Source organism: Bacillus sp. FSL W8-0223 (assembly GCF_038006805.1).
GTDB lineage: Bacteria > Bacillota > Bacilli > Bacillales > DSM-4216 > Bacillus_O > Bacillus_O smithii.
Map to the genome: position 1 here is coordinate 558,982 of NZ_JBBOVX010000001.1, position 25,601 is coordinate 584,582.

The 25,601-nt window shown below is 38.5% G+C and carries 29 protein-coding genes; 26 read left to right on the forward strand and 3 right to left on the reverse strand.

The annotated features are described in order from the left end of the window. Positions 1-17: 17 nt before the first annotated feature. From NST81_RS02965 to NST81_RS17595, 14 genes are all read left to right on the forward strand, one after another. Positions 18-323 (forward strand): hypothetical protein, encoded by a 306-nt coding sequence (locus tag NST81_RS02965; RefSeq protein WP_341028285.1) that lies wholly within the window; start codon positions 18-20, stop codon positions 321-323. Next, on the forward strand, positions 316-1,425 hold the full coding sequence (locus tag NST81_RS02970; RefSeq protein ID WP_341028287.1) for a baseplate assembly protein: 1,110 nt from the start codon (positions 316-318) through the stop codon (positions 1,423-1,425). The genes NST81_RS02965 and NST81_RS02970 overlap by 8 nt, the downstream gene beginning before the upstream one ends. After that, a complete protein-coding gene (locus NST81_RS02975; RefSeq protein ID WP_341028289.1) occupies positions 1,418-1,972 on the forward strand; it encodes a phage tail protein I in 555 nt (184 codons plus the stop codon). Before NST81_RS02970 ends, NST81_RS02975 begins: the two co-directional genes overlap by 8 nt. After that, positions 1,973-2,866, forward strand: coding sequence for a phage tail-collar fiber domain-containing protein (locus NST81_RS02980; protein WP_341028291.1), 894 nt, complete (start codon positions 1,973-1,975; stop codon positions 2,864-2,866). Next, positions 2,866-4,107 (forward strand): hypothetical protein, encoded by a 1,242-nt coding sequence (locus NST81_RS02985; RefSeq protein WP_341028292.1) that lies wholly within the window; start codon positions 2,866-2,868, stop codon positions 4,105-4,107. The genes NST81_RS02980 and NST81_RS02985 overlap by 1 nt, the downstream gene beginning before the upstream one ends. A 12-nt stretch (positions 4,108-4,119) precedes the next feature. Then, positions 4,120-4,416, forward strand: coding sequence for a hypothetical protein (locus NST81_RS02990; protein ID WP_341028293.1), 297 nt, complete (start codon positions 4,120-4,122; stop codon positions 4,414-4,416). Position 4,417: 1 nt separating this feature from the next. After that, entirely contained in the window at positions 4,418-4,555 is a 138-nt protein-coding gene (locus NST81_RS02995; protein WP_341028295.1) for an XkdX family protein, read from the forward strand. 249 nt (positions 4,556-4,804) lie between these two features. Next, positions 4,805-5,512: a hypothetical protein gene (locus tag NST81_RS03000; RefSeq protein ID WP_341028296.1), complete on the forward strand. Its 708-nt coding sequence runs from the start codon at positions 4,805-4,807 to the stop codon at positions 5,510-5,512. Positions 5,513-5,640: 128 nt separating this feature from the next. Continuing rightward, positions 5,641-5,859 carry a BhlA/UviB family holin-like peptide gene (locus NST81_RS03005; protein ID WP_341028298.1) on the forward strand — a complete coding sequence of 73 codons (219 nt, stop codon included), beginning with the start codon at positions 5,641-5,643 and terminating at the stop codon, positions 5,857-5,859. A gap of 43 nt (positions 5,860-5,902) precedes the next feature. Continuing rightward, positions 5,903-6,136 (forward strand): phage holin, encoded by a 234-nt coding sequence (locus NST81_RS03010; protein WP_445662367.1) that lies wholly within the window; start codon positions 5,903-5,905, stop codon positions 6,134-6,136. Positions 6,137-6,188: 52 nt separating this feature from the next. Further along, a complete protein-coding gene (locus NST81_RS03015) occupies positions 6,189-7,037 on the forward strand; it encodes a GH25 family lysozyme (RefSeq protein ID WP_341028301.1) in 849 nt (282 codons plus the stop codon). Between the two features lie 218 nt (positions 7,038-7,255). Continuing rightward, a complete protein-coding gene (locus NST81_RS03020; protein ID WP_341028305.1) occupies positions 7,256-7,780 on the forward strand; it encodes a Panacea domain-containing protein in 525 nt (174 codons plus the stop codon). Further along, positions 7,765-8,697: a hypothetical protein gene (locus tag NST81_RS03025; protein WP_341028308.1), complete on the forward strand. Its 933-nt coding sequence runs from the start codon at positions 7,765-7,767 to the stop codon at positions 8,695-8,697. Before NST81_RS03020 ends, NST81_RS03025 begins: the two co-directional genes overlap by 16 nt. Before the next feature lie 209 nt (positions 8,698-8,906). Beyond that, positions 8,907-9,245, forward strand: coding sequence for a YolD-like family protein (locus NST81_RS17595; RefSeq protein ID WP_445662368.1), 339 nt, complete (start codon positions 8,907-8,909; stop codon positions 9,243-9,245). Between the two features lie 555 nt (positions 9,246-9,800). On the opposite strand, the gene NST81_RS03035 is transcribed toward NST81_RS17595, so the two are convergent. After that, a complete protein-coding gene (locus NST81_RS03035) occupies positions 9,801-10,010 on the reverse strand; it encodes a helix-turn-helix transcriptional regulator (RefSeq protein ID WP_341028313.1) in 210 nt (69 codons plus the stop codon). Positions 10,011-10,169: 159 nt separating this feature from the next. Between NST81_RS03035 and NST81_RS03040 the strand changes: the two genes are divergently transcribed. The 4 genes from NST81_RS03040 to NST81_RS03055 all read left to right on the forward strand — a co-directional run bounded on the left by NST81_RS03040 (position 10,170) and on the right by NST81_RS03055 (position 13,842). Then, the gene (locus tag NST81_RS03040) at positions 10,170-10,349 is read left to right on the forward strand and encodes a hypothetical protein (protein WP_341028314.1); all 180 of its coding nucleotides are present in this window, start codon (positions 10,170-10,172) and stop codon (positions 10,347-10,349) included. A gap of 127 nt (positions 10,350-10,476) precedes the next feature. Beyond that, positions 10,477-11,604, forward strand: a complete 1,128-nt coding sequence (locus NST81_RS03045; protein WP_341028316.1) for an FtsK/SpoIIIE domain-containing protein — start codon at positions 10,477-10,479, stop codon at positions 11,602-11,604. After that, entirely contained in the window at positions 11,549-12,169 is a 621-nt protein-coding gene (locus NST81_RS03050; protein ID WP_341028319.1) for a replication-relaxation family protein, read from the forward strand. Before NST81_RS03045 ends, NST81_RS03050 begins: the two co-directional genes overlap by 56 nt. Before the next feature lie 605 nt (positions 12,170-12,774). Beyond that, positions 12,775-13,842, forward strand: coding sequence for a hypothetical protein (locus NST81_RS03055; RefSeq protein WP_341028322.1), 1,068 nt, complete (start codon positions 12,775-12,777; stop codon positions 13,840-13,842). A gap of 998 nt (positions 13,843-14,840) precedes the next feature. Here NST81_RS03055 and NST81_RS03060 read toward each other — a convergent pair. Beyond that, positions 14,841-16,004 carry an IS256 family transposase gene (locus NST81_RS03060; protein ID WP_048623008.1) on the reverse strand — a complete coding sequence of 388 codons (1,164 nt, stop codon included), beginning with the start codon at positions 16,002-16,004 and terminating at the stop codon, positions 14,841-14,843. A gap of 346 nt (positions 16,005-16,350) precedes the next feature. Here NST81_RS03060 and NST81_RS03065 point away from each other — a divergent pair, with 346 nt between their 5' ends. Beyond that, positions 16,351-16,731, forward strand: coding sequence for a PBECR3 domain-containing polyvalent protein (locus tag NST81_RS03065; protein WP_003353526.1), 381 nt, complete (start codon positions 16,351-16,353; stop codon positions 16,729-16,731). 465 nt (positions 16,732-17,196) lie between these two features. On the opposite strand, the gene NST81_RS03070 is transcribed toward NST81_RS03065, so the two are convergent. Continuing rightward, a complete protein-coding gene (locus NST81_RS03070) occupies positions 17,197-17,862 on the reverse strand; it encodes an MOSC domain-containing protein (protein ID WP_327797440.1) in 666 nt (221 codons plus the stop codon). Between the two features lie 419 nt (positions 17,863-18,281). Between NST81_RS03070 and NST81_RS03075 the strand changes: the two genes are divergently transcribed. The 7 genes from NST81_RS03075 (at position 18,282) to NST81_RS03105 (ending at position 25,594) form a co-directional block, all read left to right on the forward strand. Continuing rightward, the gene (locus tag NST81_RS03075) at positions 18,282-19,778 is read left to right on the forward strand and encodes an S-layer homology domain-containing protein (protein ID WP_341028326.1); all 1,497 of its coding nucleotides are present in this window, start codon (positions 18,282-18,284) and stop codon (positions 19,776-19,778) included. A 36-nt stretch (positions 19,779-19,814) separates the two neighbouring features. Continuing rightward, positions 19,815-20,006 (forward strand): hypothetical protein, encoded by a 192-nt coding sequence (locus NST81_RS03080; protein WP_048622610.1) that lies wholly within the window; start codon positions 19,815-19,817, stop codon positions 20,004-20,006. Between the two features lie 155 nt (positions 20,007-20,161). Then, the gene (rpoN, locus tag NST81_RS03085; protein ID WP_082142229.1) at positions 20,162-21,496 is read left to right on the forward strand and encodes an RNA polymerase factor sigma-54; all 1,335 of its coding nucleotides are present in this window, start codon (positions 20,162-20,164) and stop codon (positions 21,494-21,496) included. A gap of 80 nt (positions 21,497-21,576) precedes the next feature. Beyond that, positions 21,577-21,984: a glutaredoxin family protein gene (locus NST81_RS03090; protein ID WP_307190432.1), complete on the forward strand. Its 408-nt coding sequence runs from the start codon at positions 21,577-21,579 to the stop codon at positions 21,982-21,984. Positions 21,985-22,171: 187 nt separating this feature from the next. Then, entirely contained in the window at positions 22,172-23,197 is a 1,026-nt protein-coding gene (locus tag NST81_RS03095) for a sugar-binding transcriptional regulator (protein WP_003353520.1), read from the forward strand. A 58-nt stretch (positions 23,198-23,255) separates the two neighbouring features. Continuing rightward, positions 23,256-24,263 (forward strand): type I glyceraldehyde-3-phosphate dehydrogenase, encoded by a 1,008-nt coding sequence (gene gap / locus NST81_RS03100; RefSeq protein WP_003353519.1) that lies wholly within the window; start codon positions 23,256-23,258, stop codon positions 24,261-24,263. Between the two features lie 146 nt (positions 24,264-24,409). Beyond that, positions 24,410-25,594 carry a phosphoglycerate kinase gene (locus tag NST81_RS03105; RefSeq protein WP_048622611.1) on the forward strand — a complete coding sequence of 395 codons (1,185 nt, stop codon included), beginning with the start codon at positions 24,410-24,412 and terminating at the stop codon, positions 25,592-25,594. The last annotated feature ends 7 nt before the right edge of the window (positions 25,595-25,601 follow it).

Here is a 25,601-nt window from a genome sequence, read left to right on the forward strand (position 1 = left end):
AAGGTGGTGATGGGACCTTGTATGAGATTACTTCGGAATTTAACGGCTCTATCGATTATGCTGCTACAGGAGTTAAGGCCATTTTACAAAATGCTTCTTTTCTTCTATCTACCTATATAGGCACTTGTCCGTTGGATAGAACTGCCGGGTGGGAACCGCCGATTGATGACCCGACGCCCATTGCCCAAGTAAAAAGCACTGCACAAATCATCGAAATGTTAGAACGATCCATTCCAGAATTGAAAGTTCAAAGCGTCAACTTTGAACAAAACAGTGAAGGGAAGCTTGTTGCACGAGTGAAGGTGGAGATAAACGATGACTAGATTTGGTCTTCCAGATATTAATTTTGTGGATGTGGATGCCACTGAATTTGAGAATGCAGCGGTGGCAAAATTTGAGGAACTGCAAGGAGTGACGCTGGAAGAAACCGATCCTCGCCGTAAATTTATGCAGGCGTTTGCTTTTGTTGCCACTATATTGGCGAACAACATTGATTATTCTGCAAAGCAATCGAGGCTTGCTTATGCAGAGGATAATTTCTTGGATCATTTGGGGGAGGATAAAAATGTCCCACGTTTAGAACCCACTCCGGCAAAAACAACCATTCGCTTTCAGGTGAACAACCCTGAGAAGTTTACTATTCCACAGGGAACCAGAATGAGCGTAGGGGATCTGTTTTTCGAATCAACTGCAGCAACGGTTGTAGATGTTGGAGTCCCGTATGTCGATGTTCCGTTCCAATGTACAGAGACAGGAACCATCGGAAATGGATATTTGCCAGGACAAATTACAGAATTAGTGGATCCTTTACCGTGGGTGTCATCTGCTGCTAATATCACGACATCAGATGGCGGGACCGACTGGGAATCAAACGATGCGTATGCCGAGCGTATTAGAACATCTCCGGAAAGTTATTCGACAGCAGGACCGGAGCTGGCCTATATTTTCTACGCCATGTCCGCCAACCAGGAAATTGTGGATGCTCAGGTCTTATCCCCAGGGCCATGTCAAATACAAATTGTTGTATTGATGCAGAACGGTGAGCTGCCATCGGAGGAAGTGAAACAGCAAGTTCTGGATAAGTGTTCAGATCGATCAGTTCGCCCATTAACAGACTTGGTGACTGTGGTGGATCCCGTCCAGCGGGAATACAGCTTAACTGTCACCTATTATTTACCTGAATCTGTGATGAGCGAACAGGATACCTATACAGAAGCTGTTAATAAAGCTGTGGAAGATTATATTCTATGGCAAAAATCCAAACTCGGACGAGGGATAGATCCAAGCGAATTGTATGCTCGGATGAGGGAAGCAGGAGCTAAGCGCGTCTCGGTCGAGCCCAACGAATATATCGAATTAGCAAAAAATGAAGTTGCCAAAGAAAATACAATCAATGTTCAGTTTGGAGGGTTTATCAGTGATTGATTTATCCTCTTTTTCTTTATCTGATATTTTGCCGCCATCTTTGATGAAAAGCGACGAAAATAAGGCCATGGCCGAAGCTCTCACGGTCATGCTGAAAAAAGTTTACGAAGAATCAAGCATATTAGACCCAACTTTGCCCATACCGGAAAAGCTTTTGGATATCATCGCGAAAGAGGAACACGTCGATTTTTACGATAATTCCTTAAGTGTCGAACAAAAACGACAGCTGATTGAGAATTCCTATTTCTTACACCGTAAAAAAGGAACTCCAGCTGCTGTTGAACAACTCATTCAAATCGTATTTGGCGAAGGAAAAGTGGTGGAGTGGTTCGAATACGGGGCAGAACCAGGCTACTTTAAAGTGGTGACAAGCAATCCTGCTGTGACAAATGAATTAGCACAACAATTCATCCGTGCACTGGATTCCGTGAAACGGAAAAGTGCTTGGTTGGATAAAGTAGAAATCACACAAGAAGACCAAATGAATTTGTATGTTGGCCATGTCTTGCATACAGGCGACAAAATCACACTTAGGCAGGTGAAATAGATGGGAGCATTTGGAGGTCTCATTTTAACCAATAGGGGCCGTAATCTACAGGTGAAGGCACAGACAGGAGTGGAACTTCATTTTACACGCATTGCCATTGGTGATGGAGATTTAGGTGGATCGTCTATTCTTGAATTGAACGCTCTGAAAAATGAAAGAAAATCACTCGAAATTACAAAGTTAAAGGTTTTAACAGGAGGACAAGCGGTTGTCGGGTCTGTTTTAAATAATCAAGATATTACAGCCGGCTTTTATTTTAGAGAAATCGGTGTTTTTGCCACTGACCCTGATGTTGGGGAAATTTTATATTGTTATGCGAATGCTGGATCCACAGCTGATTACATACCTGCTGGATCAGATGGCAGTACTGATTTAATCGAAAAGACAATTGATATTGTGACGCTTGTTGGAAATGCTGCGAACGTAACGGCGACCATTAATGAATCACTTATATATGAGACACCGGCAGGCGCGCAGGAAAAAGCAGATCAAGCTGAACAAAATGCAAAGGAGTATGCAGATCAACAGCTTGCTGCTCATTCTGCTAATACAACTATACACATTACATCAGCGGAAAGAACGGCTTGGAATCAGGCGGAAGCCAACGCCAAAGCCTACACTGATTCCGCGCCGGAAACTATGCAAAGAAACATAGGGAATTTCAACGTTTATAAAAGTGGAAAAGACAGCAACGGAATCTTTACAACAGTTGAATATAAACGACCTAACGGAACATTATATGCTCGCTCCGTTTTAAGCAGCGGAACAAGCCCGCAATATACAACCCGCACCGTTACTTATTACGCTGCCGATGGAACAACAGTTATTCGGACCGACACATATACGCTTACTTATGATACAGACGGTGATTTAATAAGCGAGGTGAAACAATGATGCCTTTGCTTGATATTAGGGCGCACGGCGGAACGTTTGGCGGAGGAGATAAAAAATTAGAGAATCTTTTTAAGAATATACCAAACAAAAATACTTTTGAAGCCGTACAGTTAGGTACTATTGCTAATGCTATTGCAAATTCAGGGAGTTTTAACGGTGTAGCAAAAAAGATTGAACAAAATGTGTCGGTTCGTGCAACACAACCGTTTTCTACGTCCGCTTCTCCGGCATTAATAATTACTATTCACGACAATCATATAGATACAGCGCCGACAACGTTTTCGAGAACGTTCAACGAACTATATGGAAACTGCCCTGTTGACAATAGCTTGTTTTTCGCTTATCCACTAGATATAAGTAAAAGACTATATTTCATTTATGCCAACGTAACATGGACAACACCATATAAGACAACAAGAGGAATATGGAATTTGACTACGGGGCAGTATACTGCATGGACATCTGATGAATATCTTCTTGCTAGTGAAGTAGCTGGATATTATTACAAATATAACAACGCAAGCAAAACTCTGACAAAATATCGTTCGTCCGACAACCAAGTCATCTACACTATAAATAACGTCAATTTATCCATCATGTATGGTGGTTTTATATACGTCGAAAATACTAACTATATATACATTGCACCTGCTTTGCATTATTCATGGACAAACTTTAATATTTCTACAAACCAAACTATTACCATTTATAGATTAGAAAAAGCAACAGGAAACATTACATCGTTTTTGACCGTAAACCCTGTATGTTATAATTTCCGCATGTTTGCAACAGACACACAATTAATTGTATATAAAGGAAACTTCCAGACTACAACTTCACTAGAATATTTGTATATTTACGACGCTAATACGGGAACGTTGCTTACAACTACGAATAATTTGGGTTATAGTGTGCCTATTATGTACTACCCTGATAAAAGCTATATGCTATGTCGCGAATTGTATGTATCGAATAACCAAGCTATTTGTAGGTATAAAATATTCGATATACAAGCGAATATCTTTAAATACACAACTACGATGTTCGAGTTATATACAGCCTATGACGGACCAGGCGGAAGTAACTATTTAAGCCAAGTTCACGCAAATGAGCCGTTTACATGTATGTGGGAATACTCAAAGCGATATTTATTGAATAAGAAAGAGTATTTTTCCTTTGTTGGTGCATCACAAGCGAGTAGATATGTGCCTTACACCATATTCGACTTCATTATTAATTAGGAGGGATTAACCGTGAAAATTGCGATTGGAAATTTTGAAAAGATAAGTGACGATAAATGGCATCCATTACACGTTCAATATGATTATGAAAATTATCCATTACCTAATTATGATGATATTGTATTCGTCGATAGAGTAGATCCCGAACAAATTGAGGGTAAGTATGCTGTTATGTACTATAATCCCCAAACAAACTCAGTGTTTTATGAATATATAGACAAACCATTAACTCCCGAAAAACAAATTCAACAACTCCTTGATGCAAATGCAGAATTGACCTATCAGCTAATGATGAAGGGGGTACTATAAGATGGATTGGATGAAACTAATCACGCTTTTCTATAAAACTTCCAGTTGGACAAAGGAACAAGTTGGGGATGCTGTTCGTTTAGGGAAAATTACAGCAGATCAATTTAAAGAGATCACAGGTGAACCATACGTAGCGTAGGTTCTTTTTTATTTTGTTTGTTCTTGTTTTGGGACAACACTACACCAAAAAAGAACATCTTTTCAAGGAATTCAGACCTCAAAGAAGAGATTGACGCTTATTAAATAGAAAAGGGCAAACAGGATTTAATTAGACAATAATATCAAGAAAACAAATTAATAATTGGACTTTTATACCTTTTTGTGGAATATTAGAAAAAAAGGGGGATTTGTAATATTTAAGAAAAACAATGCAAAGGTTAATGGGAAGATGGGGAAAAAAAGAATGAAAATATATAATATTTTTCTTTTTGGGACAGTGATTTTAATTCTGGCTCCAATTTTTTATCTTTCCTTTACTGTTAACACACTTTGTTATTATATTTTCATATTGATATGGGCATTAGGGAATCTTTTTTATGGGTGGTATAAGAGTAGAAGTAAGGGTGATTTTAGATTATTAAGTGAAGAAGAATGGCAGGAGTTTAAGAATAAAAATGTAATACATTACAGTAATATTTTGGATGCTAAAGAAGGGATAAACGACATAGTGATTCCTGCTCACAGTAGTTTTAAAGTAAACCATCTACTACCGAAAGAATACAGACATAAAGGGTTTGTATGGTTTCATTTATGTGATGATAATGTTAGAAATGAACCCAATTTAAAGTCGTATTTGCATGCACACTTTGGAGAAGGTAATCCAAGAAAGCAGAAACTTATTGTGCAATTTGAACAGTTGCCTAAAGAGAATATCTATATCCATACAAAAACTGGTTACATTGTAGTAGAAGGTGATTTAAAAGTTACAGCATTAGTTCTTAACAAATTTAAATGGTATAATGATAAAATTTATCTTTTTCACATTTTAAGTAATGTTTGTTTTGATATTCTGTTAATTTTTTATTACTGTTTTATTCAGTTAAACGTAAGAATTAAAGACCGGCAAAAAGAAAAGAAAGTAGTTTCAGATATTTAATTTAAGGCGAAAATCAACATATTAAAATTTATGTTGATTTTTTTTTCGACGCTTTTAGACTTTAATGCGGAACTAACCAACCACCTTAGATGGTGTATCTTTTATGCTTTAAATCAGGAGGTCGGGCTATGGATGCAACGTTAACTCAATATTTCATCACACAGGGACCATTCGCGGTCCTTTTTGTGTGGCTTCTTTATTCGAGTCGCAAGGAAGCCAAAGAAAGAGAGGAACAACTTTATCAAACTATAGATGATCAGAACGAAGTATTGAAGGGATTCAGCGAAAAATATGACATCATCATTTCTAAGTTGGGAGACATTGAGGACCGTTTACCGCCAAAGTAACGGTCTTTTTTAGTTCACTGAAGGGAGGTGATTTGACATGAAAATGGACAAAGGGACTGCGATCAGAACCATTGTATTGGCCATAGCATTGTTGAATCAGTTTTTAGTCAGCTTGGGGCTGTACAAGATTCCTGGAACGGAGGAAGAACAAACGGCTTTTCTTTCCACTGTTTTTACTTTTATTTCAGCGACTGTAGCATGGTTTAAAAATAACTATGTAACTCAAAAAGGCAGAGCACAAAAAGAGGCATTGCAACGACATGGATTAACGAAATAGGGCAGCGGCTTAAAGGTCGGTGCTCTTTTTTAATAAGGAGGGATAAAAGAGAGTGGGAAAAATCGTTGATCTTTCTTATTGTCAAACCAATGTGGATTACGCAAAGTTCGCCAAAGAGGTGGACTTTGCAATTCTCCGCGTTCAGTATGGCAGCAATAAAATGGACAAGGAATACAAAAATCACGTCGCTGGCTGCAAAAAATATGGTGTTCCATTTGGGACTTATGCCTATGCTCAATTTGTCAGCGTAAACGACGCTAGAGTGGAGGCAGATGACGCTTTTGAGAGAATGGACAAGGATTCAAAGTTTTTTGTCATTGATGTTGAAGAAGTCACAACAAAAAAGGCATCCGACCTTGTACCGGCCACCCAAGCTTTCATTGATCGGATGAAGGCTCATGGAGTGGAAAAAGTCGGGCTATATACTGGTCACTCTTTCTATTTCGATCACAAAATGGACCAAGTGAGGGCCGATTTTTTATGGATTCCTCGCTATCCGAAGGAAGATAAAGGACAATCTACTGGTTTGAAACCATCTATGCAAGCTGATCTCTGGCAATACACTCAAAACGGAAGAATAGCAGGTATCAACGGACCTGTTGACTTAAATCAGCTTGTTGGGAAAAAGACATTGGACTGGTTCATCGGAGGACAAGCACAAACAGCAGCCACTACACAGAACAATACAAAGAATGGAGGAATTAGAATGTATCAACCATCTAATACTGAATTAATGAATGCCACTTTACGAGTGCTTGGGAGACTATCTCAGAAAGACCCAAACGGAATCAGTAAAGATTGGTATACAAAGGCTCAAAAAGGGGAAATTCCTTTGGATGATGTTGTTGGATTGCTTTATGTAGCTTTAGATCGCGAATTGATTCAGGGTAGCGGTAAGTAAGAAGAAGTAAGAAAAAGGCCCTTCTCGTTCGAGAGGGGCTTTTTCGTTTAAGTCCGTTATTTTCGTTACTTTAGTTTATTTTCGTATTAATTAGGTTATATTTTATGTTATTATAAAGGAAATCAGCTAATATCTATACATAAACATTCAATTTTTAGCCTAATAAACCATACATAAATCATATGTCGTGAGTATTTTGTAAAAAGGGAGGTGTCAATATGAATACTTATAACGCATTAGAAGTTGCAAACTATATTGTTTGGCGGGCTGAAAATTCTGGAAAAGAAATAACTAATTTAAAGTTACAAAAAATACTATATTACCTGCAAAGTTATAACTTGTTAAAACATAATAAACCATTATTTAAGGATGTCATCGAAAAATGGAAATTGGGTCCTGTTGTTCCAAATGTTTATCAAGAATATAAACATTTTGGTGCAAAAAGAATTGACAAGGTTCCTGATATGGTTAGCTTTGATTTCGAGAAAGGCATTACTATTCAACAATACAATGTTGAAGAATCAAGTATTACAAAAGATGATAAAAAAGAATTAGAACCTATAATCGATCGACTATTGGAATTTGATGGATTTGAATTAGTTGAACTAACTCACAAGCATCCTATGTGGTTTAACGACAGAGAGAGAATTGAAAGTGGTTATAGAAATATTGCTTATGATAACAAAGAGATAAGAGAATTCTTCATGAAACATAAGGAAGAAAGAATATGGGAGAAGAAATAAGGAGTTCGGAACAAGTTTTTGAAGAAATAATTAAGTTATTATATGGCAAAGTTTTAAACTCGGCATCAAATACAGCTATTAAAACATTTTTTCAAACCTTTTTAGTTGATGAAAACAGAAGGATTCCTTATACACTAATAACTAAATGTGTATTTGAGGATCCTAACTTTTATCCTAAAGAAGATAATGATGTTACAGATAAACATGATAATATTGAAAAAATTATTGATGAAAAAATTGAATTCGTGGATAATAACATAGAATTATTGTTGAGTAGTGCGGGGAATAAAGAGCTTAAAAAAGTTATTAATAAAATTGGTGATCACATAAAGCTTGCAATTATCCAAAGAGATTATATAAGAAAAAACGTTTCAGTGTTGGATCAAGAAGTGGATGAGGCAAGAAGACATGTGCAAAAAATTGGCGAAAGTAAGGCAAAAATATATGCTGAATTCGTATCTATTCTTGGGATTTTTACAGGAATTGTAATTGGTATTATGGGGAGTTTGCAAACAATTAGTTCAGTATTTAGTCATATTGGTACCGTCTCTACAGGAAAACTTTTAGTTTTCACAAGTTTAACAGGAATTGGTGTTATAACGATTATCGTTTTATTAATGAAGTCGGTATCAAATATTGTCATAAGAACTTTTAACATAAATCGTAATACTACAAACTTAGTAGAGTTGTTAGTTAGAAACTATGTGTATTTTTTCTCCGTATTAATATTATTATATTTCTTTATTTTGGGAGGATTGCTTTATTTTAAAGGATTGAGAAAATCCTTTGAATATTTATTTGGTAAACCTATTATTCCGACAATAGTCGCTATAGTGATGCCTATTTTTATATTAGGTTTTGCATTGTATGTTTTGAATTCAAAAAAGAAAAAGAGAAATAGTTATTTTGATTTATGACGTACAAATTAAAATGATAAAGAAAAAGCTCTTTTCGTTTTAAAGGGCTTTATTTTTTTGCCTTGAACAAGAACATTTGTTTGGTATATAATAGGAACAAACGTTCTTATAGGAGTGGTTCGATGAAGAGGGACCTAGATACAAGATATCTTCATTACGATCGAGAGAACAAGAAATGGACATCTCTTATGATACCGGAGCACGTTGATATGCTACGGCAATTTGCAAACGAAGAGTATTACAAAACGCCCAAGCCAATGCTTGATCCGTATCAGATACAGGAGATTGAAGAGAAGATCCATTATGCGATGGAATTTCACTTTCAAGTCAAGTTTGATGTTTGGATTGAGGGATTTGTAGAAGAAGTTCGGGGAATCGTGTATTATTTGGATCCAATACAGAAAGAGATCAGAGTGAAGGACGATGAAGGGGATGTGGAGAGGATAAAATTTGACAACATTGTAAACGTGGAAGTACAATGGCTAGTTGTCCATCTGAATCTTTTTGCAATAGGTCTGGAGCGTCAAAGTCAATTTCTAATTTTTTAGGTGTTTGATCTTGATTTTCAAATTTAATAAACATAAATCCTTTTTCTTTAACGGGTCCTTCATAAGACGCAGCTACGCCATTAAGACCCGAAGTTACATGATCGAGGTCATCCCCGATTTGTTCAGCGGTATCCGTTATAATTGATACCCTGGTTCCTTGGTAGTCAATTAGCTGTCCACTCTTCGTGTTATCCCCTTCTTCTAAAAACAGCAAACCTAATTTTCCTTCAGGATTTCTGGAAAGTTTAACAGAATAATTAAGCACAAACGATTTTTCCTCGTTGTCTCCAAAATGAATTTGATACATTCCATCTTTGGTTGGTCCGTTCAGATACTCGCCTAAAATTTTATATTCCTCACCAGTGTTTTCATCTTGGAATGTCACATTCTTTTTAGCAGCAGTAAATATATCCGAGGTAACGTTGCTTTCCTGTTGATCTTTAGAAACTGCTGTGGTTTGTTCTTTGGGCGTGCTTGAAGTTGCTTTATCTTCATTTCCGCATGCACTCAAACCTAACGCTAATAATCCCGACAACCCCAGTACAATTGTTTTTCTCATGATTCATCCCCCTCATACTCATATAAATCGTCTACCCTGACTCCGAGCAAACGTGCTAATATGTACGCTTTTTCCATCGGCATGATGGATTCTCCTTTTTCGTACTTTCTTAGCATTCTTGTGCTAATACCAATTTTTGTAGAGATAAAATCTTTCCTTAGACCACTCTCCTTTATTAATTTTTCAATGTTTGGTTTTAACTTCATCCACATCACCAATATTTATATTTCGACATTTAGGTAAAAATTCCTGTATGTCAAATAAAGTTCACTTGGACATGCAATGAAATTTCATATGGACATGCATTAATATTTCATTCGCCCATACAATGTACTATTCAAAGACAAAAAGGGGAGATTGACACCATGGATATTTTTACATTTGGAATAGTCGCAACTGGGCTGTTTGGAGGTTCGCTCGTTTTTATTTCATTGCTGGAAAATGCGGGTTTGGTCATCAACCATTCCATGGTCAAAGTGGTCCTTGAGTTTGCTAAATACGGTTCCATCATCTACCTACTCAAAGAACTGACCAAATTTATATGAAATATCTATATTTGTTCCTCGGAAAGTGACATCGAAATAGCTCATCCAACCAGCAAGAAGATAAGAAAGGAATTATTCAATGTCGGATTCACATAAAGAACTATTCAATGAATAGGAGAGTGACGCAGTGATTGAATGGATTTTACCGGCCGCAGTGATAGGAGCGGCACTTGTTCCCACAAGACGAAAAAACGATAAGAGGATCATTCAAGAAATATTTGAGCGGACAAATACTTCTATTAAAAATGGAGACACCGTCCTCTATCCGAAATTGGTGAGTGGTGGGGAAGGAAGGTATGTTTATTCGCTACCAATAGGGCTTTCCAGTGATACGATTAAAAATATTGAATTGACCATAAGAGAGGCATTGAATAAAGAGATTGAATGGGAATTTAAGAACGGATACCTACACATTCAGGTGTTTGATGATAGGCTGCCTAACAAGTGGAATTATACTGCTGATCTAAAAACGGATACCTGGGAAGTTCCTATCGGAAAAAATCATCATGGCGTGCTTTACCATGACTTTGAAAAATATCCGCACATGTTGGTTGGCGGCACTACACGTTTTGGGAAAACGGTCTTTTTAAAAATACTGCTGGCCTCATTGCTGATGAATAAAAAAGAGCATGTCAGCTTTTACATCCTGGATCTCAAAGGCGGTTTAGAGTTCAATCGATACAAACATCTCCATCAAATTAAAACTTTGGCCAGCGACCTGCTGGAAGCGTGTAGGACACTTGATCAAATCGCGAAGGAATTGAAAGAGCGAGAACGATTATTCAAAGAAAAGGGAATTTCCAATATTGTAGACACAAAAATACAAAAACGAACTTTTATTATCGTGGACGAAGCGGCGGAACTTTCCCCTAAATTAGTTTCAAAAGAACATAAAAAATATGCCGAATACTGTATGAATTGTCTTGGGCAGATCGCCAGGATCGGCGGGGCATTAGGGTATAGGCTTATTTATGCCACTCAATACCCGACCCGCGAAGCAGTTCCAGGGCAGGTGAAAATGAATATGGTAGCCAGACTGGCTTTTAAAATGCCTGAAAGCATGGGGAGCCGTGTGATTTTAGATGAGACCGGAGCAGAAGAATTAGAAGCTATACCAGGGCGGGCTCTGTATAAAATTGAGAAGAAAAGAGAAGTCCAGGTCCCATATATCAACGATAAAACATTGGAGGGGATAATAAATGGCCTTGGCACTAAAGAAACAGGAACGGACAGAAATGCTATTAAAAACGATTGATCAGCTTGGGGTTATGACAGTTCGTCAGTTGCAGCGGATCCACGATCTCGGCAGCTACAGAAATGCTTGCCGGATCGTATCCCAATTGGAGCCTTATCTACACGTCACAAGAGGGCGTGAAAAAATTTTCTATCTGAATAAAGATGGCCGTGAATTAATTGGCAGCGATAAAGAGGTCAAAAAATCTATGCAGATTGAACACAAGTTATTGTTGAACGAGGCATACATTTATTTTGGATGCCCGTCCGATTGGATAACAGAGTATAGAATCGAACATGAAGAAGAAATTACGGACATTATTGTGAGGATTGGCAGCGGGAAAAGTGTAATGAAGAAAATAGTGATAGCGGATGCTTATTTTGCAGGTAATGTAATTGAGATCGATAATACAAGGCATATGAAGGATAATTTGAAGAAGATCGCTAATTATAAAGAGATTTTCAAATTAAAGAAGATCAATCCAAGATTACACTTTTTCACGACGACGAATCATCGAAAACAAAAATTAGAAAAATGGCTTTCGGGGATGGATCATCAAGTTCTAACTTTTGATGAAATCAAATAAAAATAAAGAATAATGGGATAAGGCGGGATCCCCCGCCTTTTGCCCAAAAATTGCCCAAAAAACTTTTAGAAATTATTATCTTTTCTTCGGATGGGCTGTTAAAAAAACGTTGATATTACAATGTTTTTGATTTGTTTTGATTCACTTTGATTCAATACAAAAATGTGGGTTCGATTCCTGCCGAGGGCGTTCCAAGTATCCGACTGGTTCGGATTGAATTTCTTTAATCCCTTGATACGACTGCATTTGCGGTCGCTTTTTCTTTTTCGAGAATCCGAAAGAATCCTATAGATTTTGAAAAAATTTTGCACGAATTTTGCACGGCTATTTTGCATCACGGTAAATCTCCTCCATCGCTAAATCAACTTGTCGGGCGCTTCTATAAGACGGTGTTTCAGCGAAAATGAATTCGTGGGAACACCGTTTTTTGTGCTTAATTTTAGCTGATTTATTAGTTGCCTTAAATGTACAGGAATTTTGAGAGTTATCTGGAAGCGCAGGTTTATTTTAAACTCAAAAATTTCGGTCAAATGAAGTTGACGTTTTTATATAATTAAAATAAGGACAATAATAATTCAGAATATTTGAAAATTAAGGGTGGTTTTATGCGGGTTTGTATTTACTTAAAGGGAACCGAGCCAGAGCTTTCATTTACTTCGGAGGAACATATTTTTCCTGCTGGAATAGGAGGTATTCAAAAGCTCCCTCAAGGTTACGTGAGTCATGAATGTAATAACGCTTTTTCAGCATTAGAATTGGAGTTCATGCGAAACTCATTAATAGCTTTTCCACGACAATTTTATGGACCGGGAAAAAGAGGAAATTTATCACCTAAAAAAGCAACCAAGTCAAACGTAACACTCATGAGTAGTCGAGATGCCCCCGATTTAATAGAATTAGGATATATCAGTTTAGGACGGCCATATGTTATTCCACAATTGAAGATTGATATAAATGGAACCGTTCATTTTATTTCAGATCGCTCATTTGGCGAGTATAAAAAACAGTTCAAAGATTTTGTGAAAAAGTTACCGAAATTTGATTATAAGTATATACTTCATGAGGACGAAAGATTCGGAAAAGGTGATTTTATTATTGGGTACCATGATGGAAAATGGCATGTAGCTTTAAGTAATAAGGCCCTCATTTCAGAAATAGATGGTTTTATTGAAAAGATCCTATCCCAAAAAGTATTTGAAAATGGGACTCCTCAATATGCTACTGTACAACCGAAGGTTCATCAAACTATACAGATGGATGACCGATATTTCAGGACTTGTGCAAAGATTGTTTTCAATTACTTAGCATTTACAAAAGGGCAAGAATTTGTTTTGAATGAACGTTTTGATCCGTTACGTGACTGGATAGTAAATGGAGGAGAAAATGAGTTCGCTACTTTATTAGCAAGAGAAAATAATAGATTCGAAATGTTTTCGCCTATACCATTTCCTGAACTGTCCCATAGATTAATAATAACGAAAATAGGTACTACATTAATTGGGTATATTAGTTTTTACGGAGCCAGTTTTGAAACTGTCATCAAATTGTGTACTAATTTCGAGGATTCATTTGAATTGGAAGGTTATATCTGTGATTGGCAAAAAAGAAAGGAATATTCATTAAATGATTTTTTAAATGCGTTGCATGATAAGAACGAATCTAATTTAATGTGAAAATCGAGTAGGAGGGAGCGATTAACTCCCGTCCTCTCACACCACCGTACGTACGGTTCCGTATACGGCGGTTCAATTAAGATAATTGACGCAAGTCTTTATAACTTCCGTGAATAGCTGTTCTCTTTATGCCAGTGGTCACTCCACCCTCCAAGAGGTCTCCCACGGGATTCACCGCTTCCTCCCTCAAGTGAGGTACTACGTTTTCTGTGTTCATCATGACTCACTGAATACCAAGGGCTATTCTCTCTTAATTGTTCGGTCCTTCTTAGTTGTTCTAGACCAACTAATACTATGACCTCTGCTGACTTCTGACGGTTCAGCTACTTATCACTAAGTAGGTTATGAAGAGTACTTCACATATCCGCCAGACCTCCCCGGGTAAGTACATGCACTTTCACACCATCTATCCGCCTCATTTACTCGATATGACCTTCGACAGAAAGAGCTTTGTTTTGTTATGCAAACTCACTCAATCATACCTAGCCTTATATGAGGTTCGTGTTCCTCGGACCGGTGTTTTGCCTCCAGCTTCCTTCAGATTCCGCGTCACCACGGACACCCTTGCTCTTGGCTAACCTCTACTTCTGTCTTCGGGGTTCGGGACTTACACCCTATAGTTCATGTACATGCCGGGCGCACATAAAAAGCACAGTCACTCTATTTGAGCAGCTGTGCTTTTTTCTATTTCTTGAACGCCTAATTTGATTCGATAAGCCTCTTTCTTACATGCTTTGGATCAATATTTTAATGGCTATTTGCTTCGGTTTTTCACATATTTAAATCGGTTTATTTTGATTTATTCACTGCCAAAAATCATAGTATATGCCCATTGAGGAAGGTACCGTCAAGAATTTTGTGTAAGAGAGTATTCTCAGATACGTTTTTTTAATCTTGGAGGAGGTGTTTAGTTGTCTTATATGAGACTGAATATTCAGTCTCATATAAGACAACTTAGTCTCCCTAGACTCTGTTCTTCATGAACAAAATTTGGTCTTTCAGTATCTTTCTTCAAACATATCTTGAAGTGCCTTGTATGCCGTAGAAAACCCTTTAAGTTTTCTAGTGGACCATTTTTCATTCAAGTCCTGTACCGTTAAGAACGTGATTTTTTCTGCTGCTTCAATACTGGTTAAGCTGTTCATCGTTTTGAGTCGTTTACGTATATCTTTAATCGTTCGTTCAATAGCATTGGTCGTGTAGATGACACTACGAATACTGGTCGGATATTTCATGAATGTTAGGAGGACATCTAAATCTTGTTCCCAAGATTGGACTTCTCTAGGATACTTTTTAGACCACTTGTCTTTAAACTCATGAAAGGCTTGAATGGCTGCGTCTCTTGTCATCGAACGATAGATCAGCTTTAGGTCTTCAGCCACTTCAAATTGGTCTTTTTTCCTTACCTTGTTTAACGTATTTCTTACTTTGTGGACCACACATCGTTGAACATCGGCTTTCGGATAGACGGCTTTAAAGGCTTCTTCAAGACCTGGGAGTCCATCAAAAACACCAAGTAAGACTTCATGAGCACCGCGTGTATAAAGGTCTTGGAGAATCTCTTGCCAGCCATGCGCGCTTTCTTGACCTCCAACGTAAAAGCCAAGAATTTCACGATAACCTTCTTCATTGACACCAAGAACAACGTAAATGACTTCTTTGGCATACGTATCACGACGAACTTTTATATAAAACCCATCAAGATACAACACAGAATACCGTTTGTTTAATGGACGTTGTTGCCATTTTTGAATATCCTCCAACGCGGCATCTGTAATATGACTAATCGTGGTAGGAGAGTAGGTTGAACCAAGAATTCTTTCGATAAACTTCCCAATTTCTCGAGTGCTCATCCCACTTTGATACATTTTAATAATCGCCTGTTCCAGCCAGCCGTCTTGACGTTGATAAGGCTCAAACAGTTGAGTCTGGAAATCCCCGTTGCGATCTCTTGGAACCGTAAGAGCTTCTATTTTCCCGTACTTTGTATCAAGAGTACGGTGATAATAACCATTTCTTGAGTTTTGAACGTGTTCCTGTTCCACTTGGAGGAAATTTTTGATTTCTTCTCTCATGATGAATTCAAGCTTTTCTTGAACAAAATCTTTTATCATATTTTCCAGTTGATTTGCGAAATCTGAGTTGAGTATACTATTACTCATAAGGTAGGGTATCTCCTTTCAGTTTTGTTTGGTCGCAAATCTGAGAATACCCTGCCTTTTTCTTTTTTTCTAGTAGAAAAATTTGCTTACACAAAATAATTTACATCATCATTGAGGAATAACTCTATCTTCAACTAAATGAATTCCCTAGTGATTCATATGTATTAAACGATATTTTTTATTTATATGTTTTTTGAAACCATTCTAATACGGAAAAAAGCCTGCTACTATGATAGTGTCAAATAAAAACAACTTGGCTTTTTCTTTTTTGTACAATTACAGACATAACTAAAGAAACTGAAGAGGAAATTTGGAAGGAGAAGAAAAATGAGTAGGAGAGAGTTCGATGAAGCCGGAAAAGGTTGGCGAAATAAACGAAATCGTCATAAATATATTGAATTTATCTGTGAGTCCCAATACGCCAATTTTCGTAGGTGAGACAAACCTGAAACATATGAGAAATGAACATCCGGAGGACTTTAAGAAGTACGGAGACAAATTAACTGAAATACTGAACTCGCCTGATTATGTTGCTAAACATCCCAAAAAAGATTCAATTGAATATATAAAAGTATTTTATGATGAGGATAAAGATGATCATGTTTTAGTCGCTGTCAGGGCAAGCAATAGAGGGATGTATTATGCTCGTACGCTGTTTATTATGGGAGATGAAAAAATCCAAAAGTATAAGAAAAAGGGAGCATTAAAACAAATAAGAAAGCCATAGCTTTGTCGGCTATGGCTCCGCAGGCAAGGATTTTAGGCGGGGTGGCACTCCCGCATCTCCACCAAGGGCGATGGCTGCCTGTTCCATCCTCAGAAAATCCTTGCATTATTAACATATGTCATTCTTTACAGTTAGTATACCGTATGATCATTTTTTTGGCAACTTGTCCCCCTTTTTTAGTGTGAGTCAAGTTTTTTGTGGAATTTTTCTTTTCGAAAGAAGAAAGAAGAACTCTTTTTTGTAAATCGTTACAATTGTTTTTATGATTCTTCAACATAGAAAAGTCGCCTCTTTCTACAAAAATGGTGGTTTATTAAAGTAAGAAAGGGAACCGCTTTCTTGATTTTGTTTTTTCCAACCCCGAAACATTTTACTTTTCGAAAAGAGCACTGCCGCGTGGTTATTTCATCTAAAGATGTGTTTTATGGTGATTTTTAATACCAAACCCGTTCTGTAATCGGAATGCTAAACAGACGCCGTTAATTTATTTAAGCGCTCTTTTAACGATTCACGCCATGATTTGGCTAATTCTTGAACCTCTAATACTTTTTTTATCCCTTCTGCGTCTCTCTGTCTGTGGAAATAAACTTCGTTGGCAAAAAGAATAGAAACTTGTTGCGGATGGCGTTGAATCAATTCGATCTTTGAATGGTGTCTGACAGTGCCTTCTTTTAGAACCCGACAGAGATAACCGGTATAGCCCGTTTCTACCATTCTCTTAAGTAGACCTTGTATGTTCGTTCTTCTGGTTATAGTGCTGCATGGAATTCTCCCTTGCGTGATTTGTATGACCGCTTCTCCCAACTGATAAATATCCCCTATACAAACATCTTGCTCTAACATGTTGGCCACGGTCAGATTTTCTCCGAACGCAGAAGGAGGCAATGGAGTATCAAATTCTTTCTCCCACAACTGATAATGTTCATACGGATAGATACAGACGGCACGGTCGGGGCCTCCGTGGTATTTTAAGTTGGCCACTCCATCTCCGCGAAAACCTTCTTTGGTAAGAAAAGCTTCTTCCGTTCCATTCTTGCATATCCCGGTTTTCATTTCCTTCTGATTGCCGTATTGCATCGTTTTAGGAAGTCCTATAGCAAAGTGGATGATTTCAATGTTACGATCCTTCATATGACGTATATCCCTGCTTTCTGTAGATTTTTCTTTAAAATGATCTTAACATTTGAAATATTAAAAAATCCAGAGGGTGATTTGTTTTGATGCCGGGATATCCCTTTCATTCATTTTATAACGCAATTCCCGACATGGAATGATGAATTCGGCAAGATCAGTTTTAAGTTAAGTCTTTTCAAGATTCTTTTTCGCCAAAAGAATATGAAAGAAAGATGTATACGATAAAACAAAACCAATTCTCATAGAAAAACTGAAAAAAAGGTGCTTGCTGAAATTTTATCTATAGATGAACTTAAACAGATAGCGGCAATGGCCCGATTGAAAAAAGGATTAAATGGAATTTATCACCATGAAAGAAAGATAATTTTGTATAATAAAAGTAGTGAGATTTTTCTGGATTTAAGGAGGCATATAGATTGAAGAAAAAGAATTTTGCAGGTGCTTTGGCATTTGCGGCTTTTTTAACGGGTGCTATCCCTGCTGTTGGGGCGAGTGCAGCTAATACAGACTTTCGAGATGTTCCGAAAAGTTCATACGCTTATTCGGATATTGAGAAATTAGTAGAACGTGGTGTTGTCACTGGCTATTCTGATGGCAAATTTCATCCAGATGAAAAGGTAACAAGAGGACAATTTGCTGGCATGGTTGCTAGAGCGTTGAAATTGCCAAAAGGGAACAGCCATTTTAAGGATGTTCCAGAATCGAAGGCACTTTATGATGAAATTAGTCGTGCTGCAAGCGCGGGAATTGTAAAGGGAACAGGTGGTAAATTTAATCCTGATCTTCCTGTAACACGGGCTGATATGGCCGTTATGCTGGACCGGGCCATGAATCTCAAAGGGGATTTCAAAGAAGAAGGAAATTTGAAGTTTAAGGACAAGATTCCACCATACGCTTTAGAATCCGTCAAAAGAATGGTTCATTACGGTGTGATAAAAGGAAAAACAAATGGCACTTTTGCTCCTGGTGAAGACGCTGACCGTGCTTCATCCAGTGTTTTAGTGAGCCGAGTGCTGCAGGTTATAGAAAGGAATGAAACGAACCCAAGTAATCCAACAGGTCCATCAACACCAACGAATCCGACTGAACCAAGCAATCCTACAAATCCGTCTACACCGTCGAATCCTTCGGATACAGTGCCTGATTATGTCAATATGTCATTGGCACAACTTCATGCAAAATATGGAGACTGGACATTAGTTCGGAGAATTGATGGTATGGTACCTGGAGGGGGCATTGTAGCAGACGTTGATTTGTTAAAAGATTTTTACAACGAACTACATCAATCAAAAGATGCCTATAAAAATCTTCCAGATCCTGAAACCTATTTAAAAAATGAAACACAGTCTTTACTATCTCAAAAAACGTTGATAAGCGCTCATTATCCGGATTATGAAATTATTTCATTCAACGGTAAGGCTTATAAGGATTCGGAAATTTATAATGCTCCTTTCTCAGAAGATGATCCGGTTACGGTTACTATGCCTTCTCAACCGACAGAACCTAATCAATATTGGATCGACTTGCATATTCCATACACTCAATTTGGCGTGTACGGTCATGACAAAGTGACGGTGGGTCAAGTTCAACCAACCTATACAAAATCCGGTGTGGTGATGGTCGATGTCAAGGGGTTGTTTGCCCAAGTGCCAACTGTCACGGTGTCCAATGATGGCAAAACTGTTCAATATAATGGAACCACGATTCAACTCACACCGGGAAGCAATGAAATTCAAGTAAACGGTGAATCCAAAACATTGTCCGTTGATGTGGAAACAAAAAATGGAACCGTTTATGTTCCGGGAAGAGAGTTTGCTAAGGAATTAGGATGGTATACTCGTTCGATTCCTCGCTATAAACGATTGGATTTTTCCACTTACCCGTTGCCTCAATATGAAGGATTAACGGAATAAAATGTAATCAAAAAACTTCCGTGAAGTGAAACAAAAATGAAGGAAAAAATTTTTGGGGGTTTTGTTACATATGGCGATGTTCGTATTTTATTTTCCCGATCGATTGGAATTACATTCGGTCTGCAGGTGTTATTTAGTTTGGTGATAGGACGGGGTGGGGCAAAAGGCTTTTTTGCGATTTGGGCAGCTGGATGGATAGGCTTTTTTGGTCCACCCGTTTTCCGTTGACAGGGAAGGTTGAATATTGTCGAAAAAATGGATTTTTTGAAAAAATAGTTCATTTTCGATGGATATCTTTATAAAATAATAAATGAAAGCGCTTTTAAAACGTGAATCGTGAATGATCATATATTGTAAAACAACAATAAGGAGGAGGGGGAAACATGAGTATGCAATTGAAAAGCGGGCTTTGGCTCCAGCAAACGCAGAAGCTGGCGATGACTCAAGAACTGTCGCAAGCGATTGAACTGCTTCAATACTCCTCGCAAGAATTGGCGGAATATTTAGAAGAAAAAACGATGGAAAATCCGTTTATTCAGATAGAGACTCCGCCGATGGAATATTTCGATAGGTGGAGAAGCCGCAAGCAGACGAAAAGGATTCATGACGATAAAAATTGGATTGAACAAATTGCCGATCATTCTTATCAGCTTGCGGATTATTTGCGTTTGCAGCTGTCCGGAATCAAAGTGACGAAAACGATTCAGAGAGTGCTCGATTTTTTGCTGCTGAACTTAGATGACAACGGCTATTTAACCATCCGTCCGGAAGAAGCGGCTGCTTTGCTGAAAACATCGGTGGACGAAGTACAAACAGCTGTTTCGATTATTCAAGAACTGGAGCCGGCCGGTGTCGGTGCATACCATCTCCAGCATTGCCTGCTTCTGCAAATGGATAGAGATACAAATGCGCCTCCGTTAGCAAAACAAATAATCCGCTTCCACTTTCATGAATTTGCAGAGAAAAAGTGGAAAGGGTTATCCAAAACATTAAAAGTGGAATTGTCCGACATTCAAAAAGCCTCAGATTATATTCAAACGTTAAATCCTCGTCCTGGAGCGGCTTTTCAATCGAGCCGGTCAAATGAATATATTATCCCTGATATGTCCGTGTCGATACACGGGGAGAAAATAGAATTGAAATTTTTGGATGAGACAATGCCTAAAATTGTCTTTCAAAAAGAATACTTTCAAGAAGTCTCCAACAATCATGACCAAGAGTTGAAAATGTTTTTAAAAGAAAAATTCCAAGATTATCAATGGCTGCTGAAAAGTTTGGAGCAGCGGAGAGACACCATTCAAAAAGTTGGATTGAAAATAGTGGAAAAACAGCGGGATTTCTTTTTGAAAGGACCGCAAAATTTAACTTCCTTGACAATGAAGGAAATTGCGGAAGAACTCGGAATTCATGAATCAACCGTCAGCAGGGCTGTGAGGGGAAAGTATATGCAAACTCCTTATGGTACGTTGGAACTTCGCTATTTTTTCACTAACGCCGTACCTGCCCGAGACAACGCCGAGGCAATATCCAGCCGACGGGTGAAAGGGTTGATCGAAAACATGATAGCGCAGGAAGATAAAAAACACCCGCTTTCCGACCAAGAAATATGTGATCGACTTAAAATGGAAGGAATTATGATTTCAAGAAGAACAGTCGCTAAATATCGAGATCAACTGCATATCCCTTCGTCATCCAAAAGAAAGCGATATGAGTCATGACGATCGTCCGTCCGGATGACTGAATCGAAAAAACAAATACGGATTGGTTCGCAGCTTTAATATTGAAAAGGAAAATCATGATGTTTCAATGTATGCTTCTCGATGACAAGGGATTGTCGGAACGGAATGTCTCGCAAAACAGGTTGAACGAAAGATTGATCGATGATAAAAGCGGATTAAATGACGTTTCCACAAAAGGGAGGTTGCCTATGATGATTGGTGGAACCAATTGGGATGAAACAGGAGGAACGACCGTGAAACATATAGTGCTTTATACAAAGAAAGATTGCCCGTTATGTTTGGAAGCAAAAATGAATTTGATGCTTGTCGGCGAATTAGTACCATTGAAAATAGAAGAACGGGATATTGAAGAGAAGGATGAATGGATGGAAAAGTACGGCATGATGATACCCGTTGTCGAATACGACGGCGAAATGATCCAGTACGGACGTGTTGATTACCCCACGTTGTTGGGACGGCTTAAATAAAAAATATTTCAATATTGTTAACGAAATAGGAAGGGTTTGTAAAATCGTGTTCTTCAGCGTTGATTTCTTCCAATATCCTTGCTACAATAAAATCGCAAGCAGGGATCATTTTTTTTACAGCAGGTGGGACATAATAAGTCTATGCGGGACTAAAAATGTCCAACTGAATAAAGGAGTCAAAGCATGAATGAGTACATTTCTTGAAGTTCAAAAAAAGCTAGTACCGGACCTGCTGCAAATCATGCAAAAACGTTATGAAATTTTAAGATCCATTTGGTTGTCCGGCCCTGTAGGAAGGCGTACTTTGGCCCAAGCAGTCGGCTTGACGGAGAGGGTGCTTCGCAGCGAAGTTGAATTTTTGAAAAATCAGCATCTGATTGAGATTCGCTCCACCGGAATGGTGATTACCGACGAAGGGAAAACCATTTTGCGTGAAATTGAAGACATGATGCGGGAAATTTCGGGAATTAACCAAATGGAGAACAGGATTAAGGAATATTTTCAAATCCAAGCTGTGTTTATTGTGCCCGGCAACAGCGATACTTCTCCTTGGGTAAAACAAGAAATGGGGCGTGCATGTGCCCGAAGTATCAAAAAACGATTATTGGGAGAAAATATCATTGCCGTAACAGGTGGAACTACGATGGCGGCTGTTGCTGAAACACTGACACCCGATTTTTCCAATAAAAAAATCATGTTTGTCCCTGCTCGCGGTGGCATTGGCGAAGATGTATCCAATCAAGCCAATTATATTTGCGCCAAAATGGCAAAGAATACGGGCCAAAAATACCGGGTTTTCTATGCACCGGACCAAGTCAGCCAACAAGTGTATGCTTCATTGATGAAGGAAAAACCGATTAAGGAAATTTTGACGTTGATATCATCCGCCAATATGGTTCTCCATGGCATCGGTGATGCTATGGTTATGGCAAAACGCAGAAATACGAGCCCGGCGGAGATGGAAAAACTCGTCAAAGCAAAGGCAGTCGCAGAAGCTTTTGGCTACTACTTTGATGAAGAAGGAAAAGTAGTACATAAAGTTTCCACTATCGGTTTGCAGCTGTCAGACTTATCAAAGGCCAAAGATGTCATTGCGGTAGCTGGCGGCGCTTCTAAAGGTAAAGCGATTTTCGCTTATTTGAAAAGCGCGCCTAAATCAACGGTGCTCATTACAGATGAAGCAGCAGCAAAAATGCTTTTAAAAGGGATTTAACCCTTTTTAAAGGATAAATTTTACCATCATCCTGAAACTATGAAGGAGGAATTTCAAAATGGCAGTAAAAGTTGGAATTAATGGTTTTGGTCGTATTGGACGCAATGTTTTTCGTGCAGCATTAAATAACCCAAATGTGGATATTGTTGCAATCAACGATTTAACAGATGCCAATATGTTGGCGCATCTTTTAAAATATGACTCTGTTCATGGCACTCTTGATGCTGAAGTAGGCGTTGACGGAGATTCTTTAGTAGTAAACGGAAAACGCATTAAAGTTGTGGCAGAACGCGAACCTGCTAATCTTCCTTGGGGAGAACTTGGTGTAGAAGTAGTAGTAGAATCTACTGGCCGTTTCACAAAACGTGCAGATGCAGCAAAACATTTAGAAGCAGGCGCTAAAAAAGTGGTTATTTCCGCACCTGCAAAAGAAGAAGATATTACGATCGTTATGGGTGTTAACCAAGATAAATATGATCCTGCAAAACACCATGTTATTTCGAACGCTTCTTGTACAACAAACTGCTTAGCTCCATTTGCAAAAGTGTTAAATGACAAATTCGGCATTCGCCGCGGTATGATGACAACCGTTCACTCTTACACTAATGACCAACAAATTTTAGACTTGCCGCATAAAGACTATCGTCGTGCTCGTGCAGCTGCTCAATCTATCATTCCGACTACGACTGGAGCTGCAAAAGCTGTTGCGCTTGTATTGCCTGAATTAAAAGGAAAATTAAACGGTATGGCTATGCGCGTGCCTACTCCAAACGTTTCCGTTGTAGACTTAGTTGCGGAACTTGACAAAGAAGTAACAGTAGAAGAAGTGAACGCTGTATTAAAAGAAGCAGCAGAAGGAGAATTAAAAGGCATCCTTGCTTACACAGAAGAACCGCTTGTTTCCCGCGACTTTAACGGAACAACTGAATCTTCTACTATCGATGCCCTTTCCACAATGGTTATCGAAGGAAACCTTGTGAAAGTTGTTTCTTGGTATGACAACGAATTCGGTTATTCTAACCGCGTAGTAGACCTTGTGGACTACATCGCTCAAAAAGGTCTTTAATATAAACTGAAGAATATTGGAAATTGAAATCCTAACATCTATAATAAGAGTGGGATGAAAGGGGGAGCGGGGGATTCATCCCCCCTCCCCGTTTTCATGAAAAATCTTGGCTGGAAAATCTTCGAAAACCAAGGAGGCCTTTTGCTATGAATAAAAAAACGATTAAAGACGTGGATGTAAAAGGAAAACGAGTTTTTTGCCGCGTTGATTTCAACGTTCCGATGAAAGACGGAAACGTAACGGATGATACGAGAATTCGTGCTGCACTCCCGACGATCCAATATTTGTCCGAAAACGGGGCAAAAGTGATCCTTGCTAGCCATCTTGGACGCCCGAAAGGACAAGTGGTGGAAGAAATGCGCCTGACGCCGGTGGCAAAACGCCTTTCCGAGCTTCTTCATAAAGATGTTCGTAAAACGAATGAATCTTATGGCGATGAAGTGAAAGCAGAAATCGCGAAAATGGAAGACGGCGACATTCTCCTCCTTGAAAATGTTCGTTTCCATCCCGGCGAAGAAAAAAATGATCCTGAACTGGCAAAAGCGTTTGCTGAATTAGCAGATATTTATGTGAATGACGCTTTTGGAGCTGCCCATCGCGCTCATGCTTCAACTGAAGGGATCGCAAAATATTTGCCGGCCGTGGCAGGATTTTTGATGGAAAAAGAATTAGAAGCTCTCGGCAATGCGCTTTCTAATCCGGATCGTCCATTTACGGCCATTATCGGCGGAGCAAAGGTAAAAGATAAAATCGGCGTCATCGACAACCTTTTGGATAAAGTCGATAACTTAATCATCGGAGGCGGTCTTGCTTACACGTTCGTTAAAGCAAAAGGCTATGAAGTGGGCAAGTCGTTGCTTGAAGAAGATAAAATTGAACTGGCAAAAGACTTTATGAAAAAAGCCGAAGAAAAAGGCGTTAACTTCTATATGCCAATCGATGTTGTCGTGGCAGACGACTTTTCTGAAACTGCCAATACAAAAGTAGTCAGCATTGAGGAAATTCCTTCTGATTGGGAAGCTTTAGACATTGGACCAGAAACAAGCAAAAAATATCGTGAAGTCGTTTTAAATTCCAAATTGGTGATTTGGAACGGACCAATGGGTGTATTCGAAATGGATAAGTTTGCGGAAGGAACAAAAGCTGTTGCGCAAGCTCTTGCTGATGCCGAAAATACTTTTACCATTATCGGCGGCGGTGATTCAGCGGCAGCAGTGGAAAAATTCCATTTAGCTGATAAAATGGATCACGTCTCGACAGGCGGAGGCGCCTCTCTGGAATTTATGGAAGGAAAACAACTTCCTGGCGTTGTCGCTCTTAACGATAAGTAATGGAAGT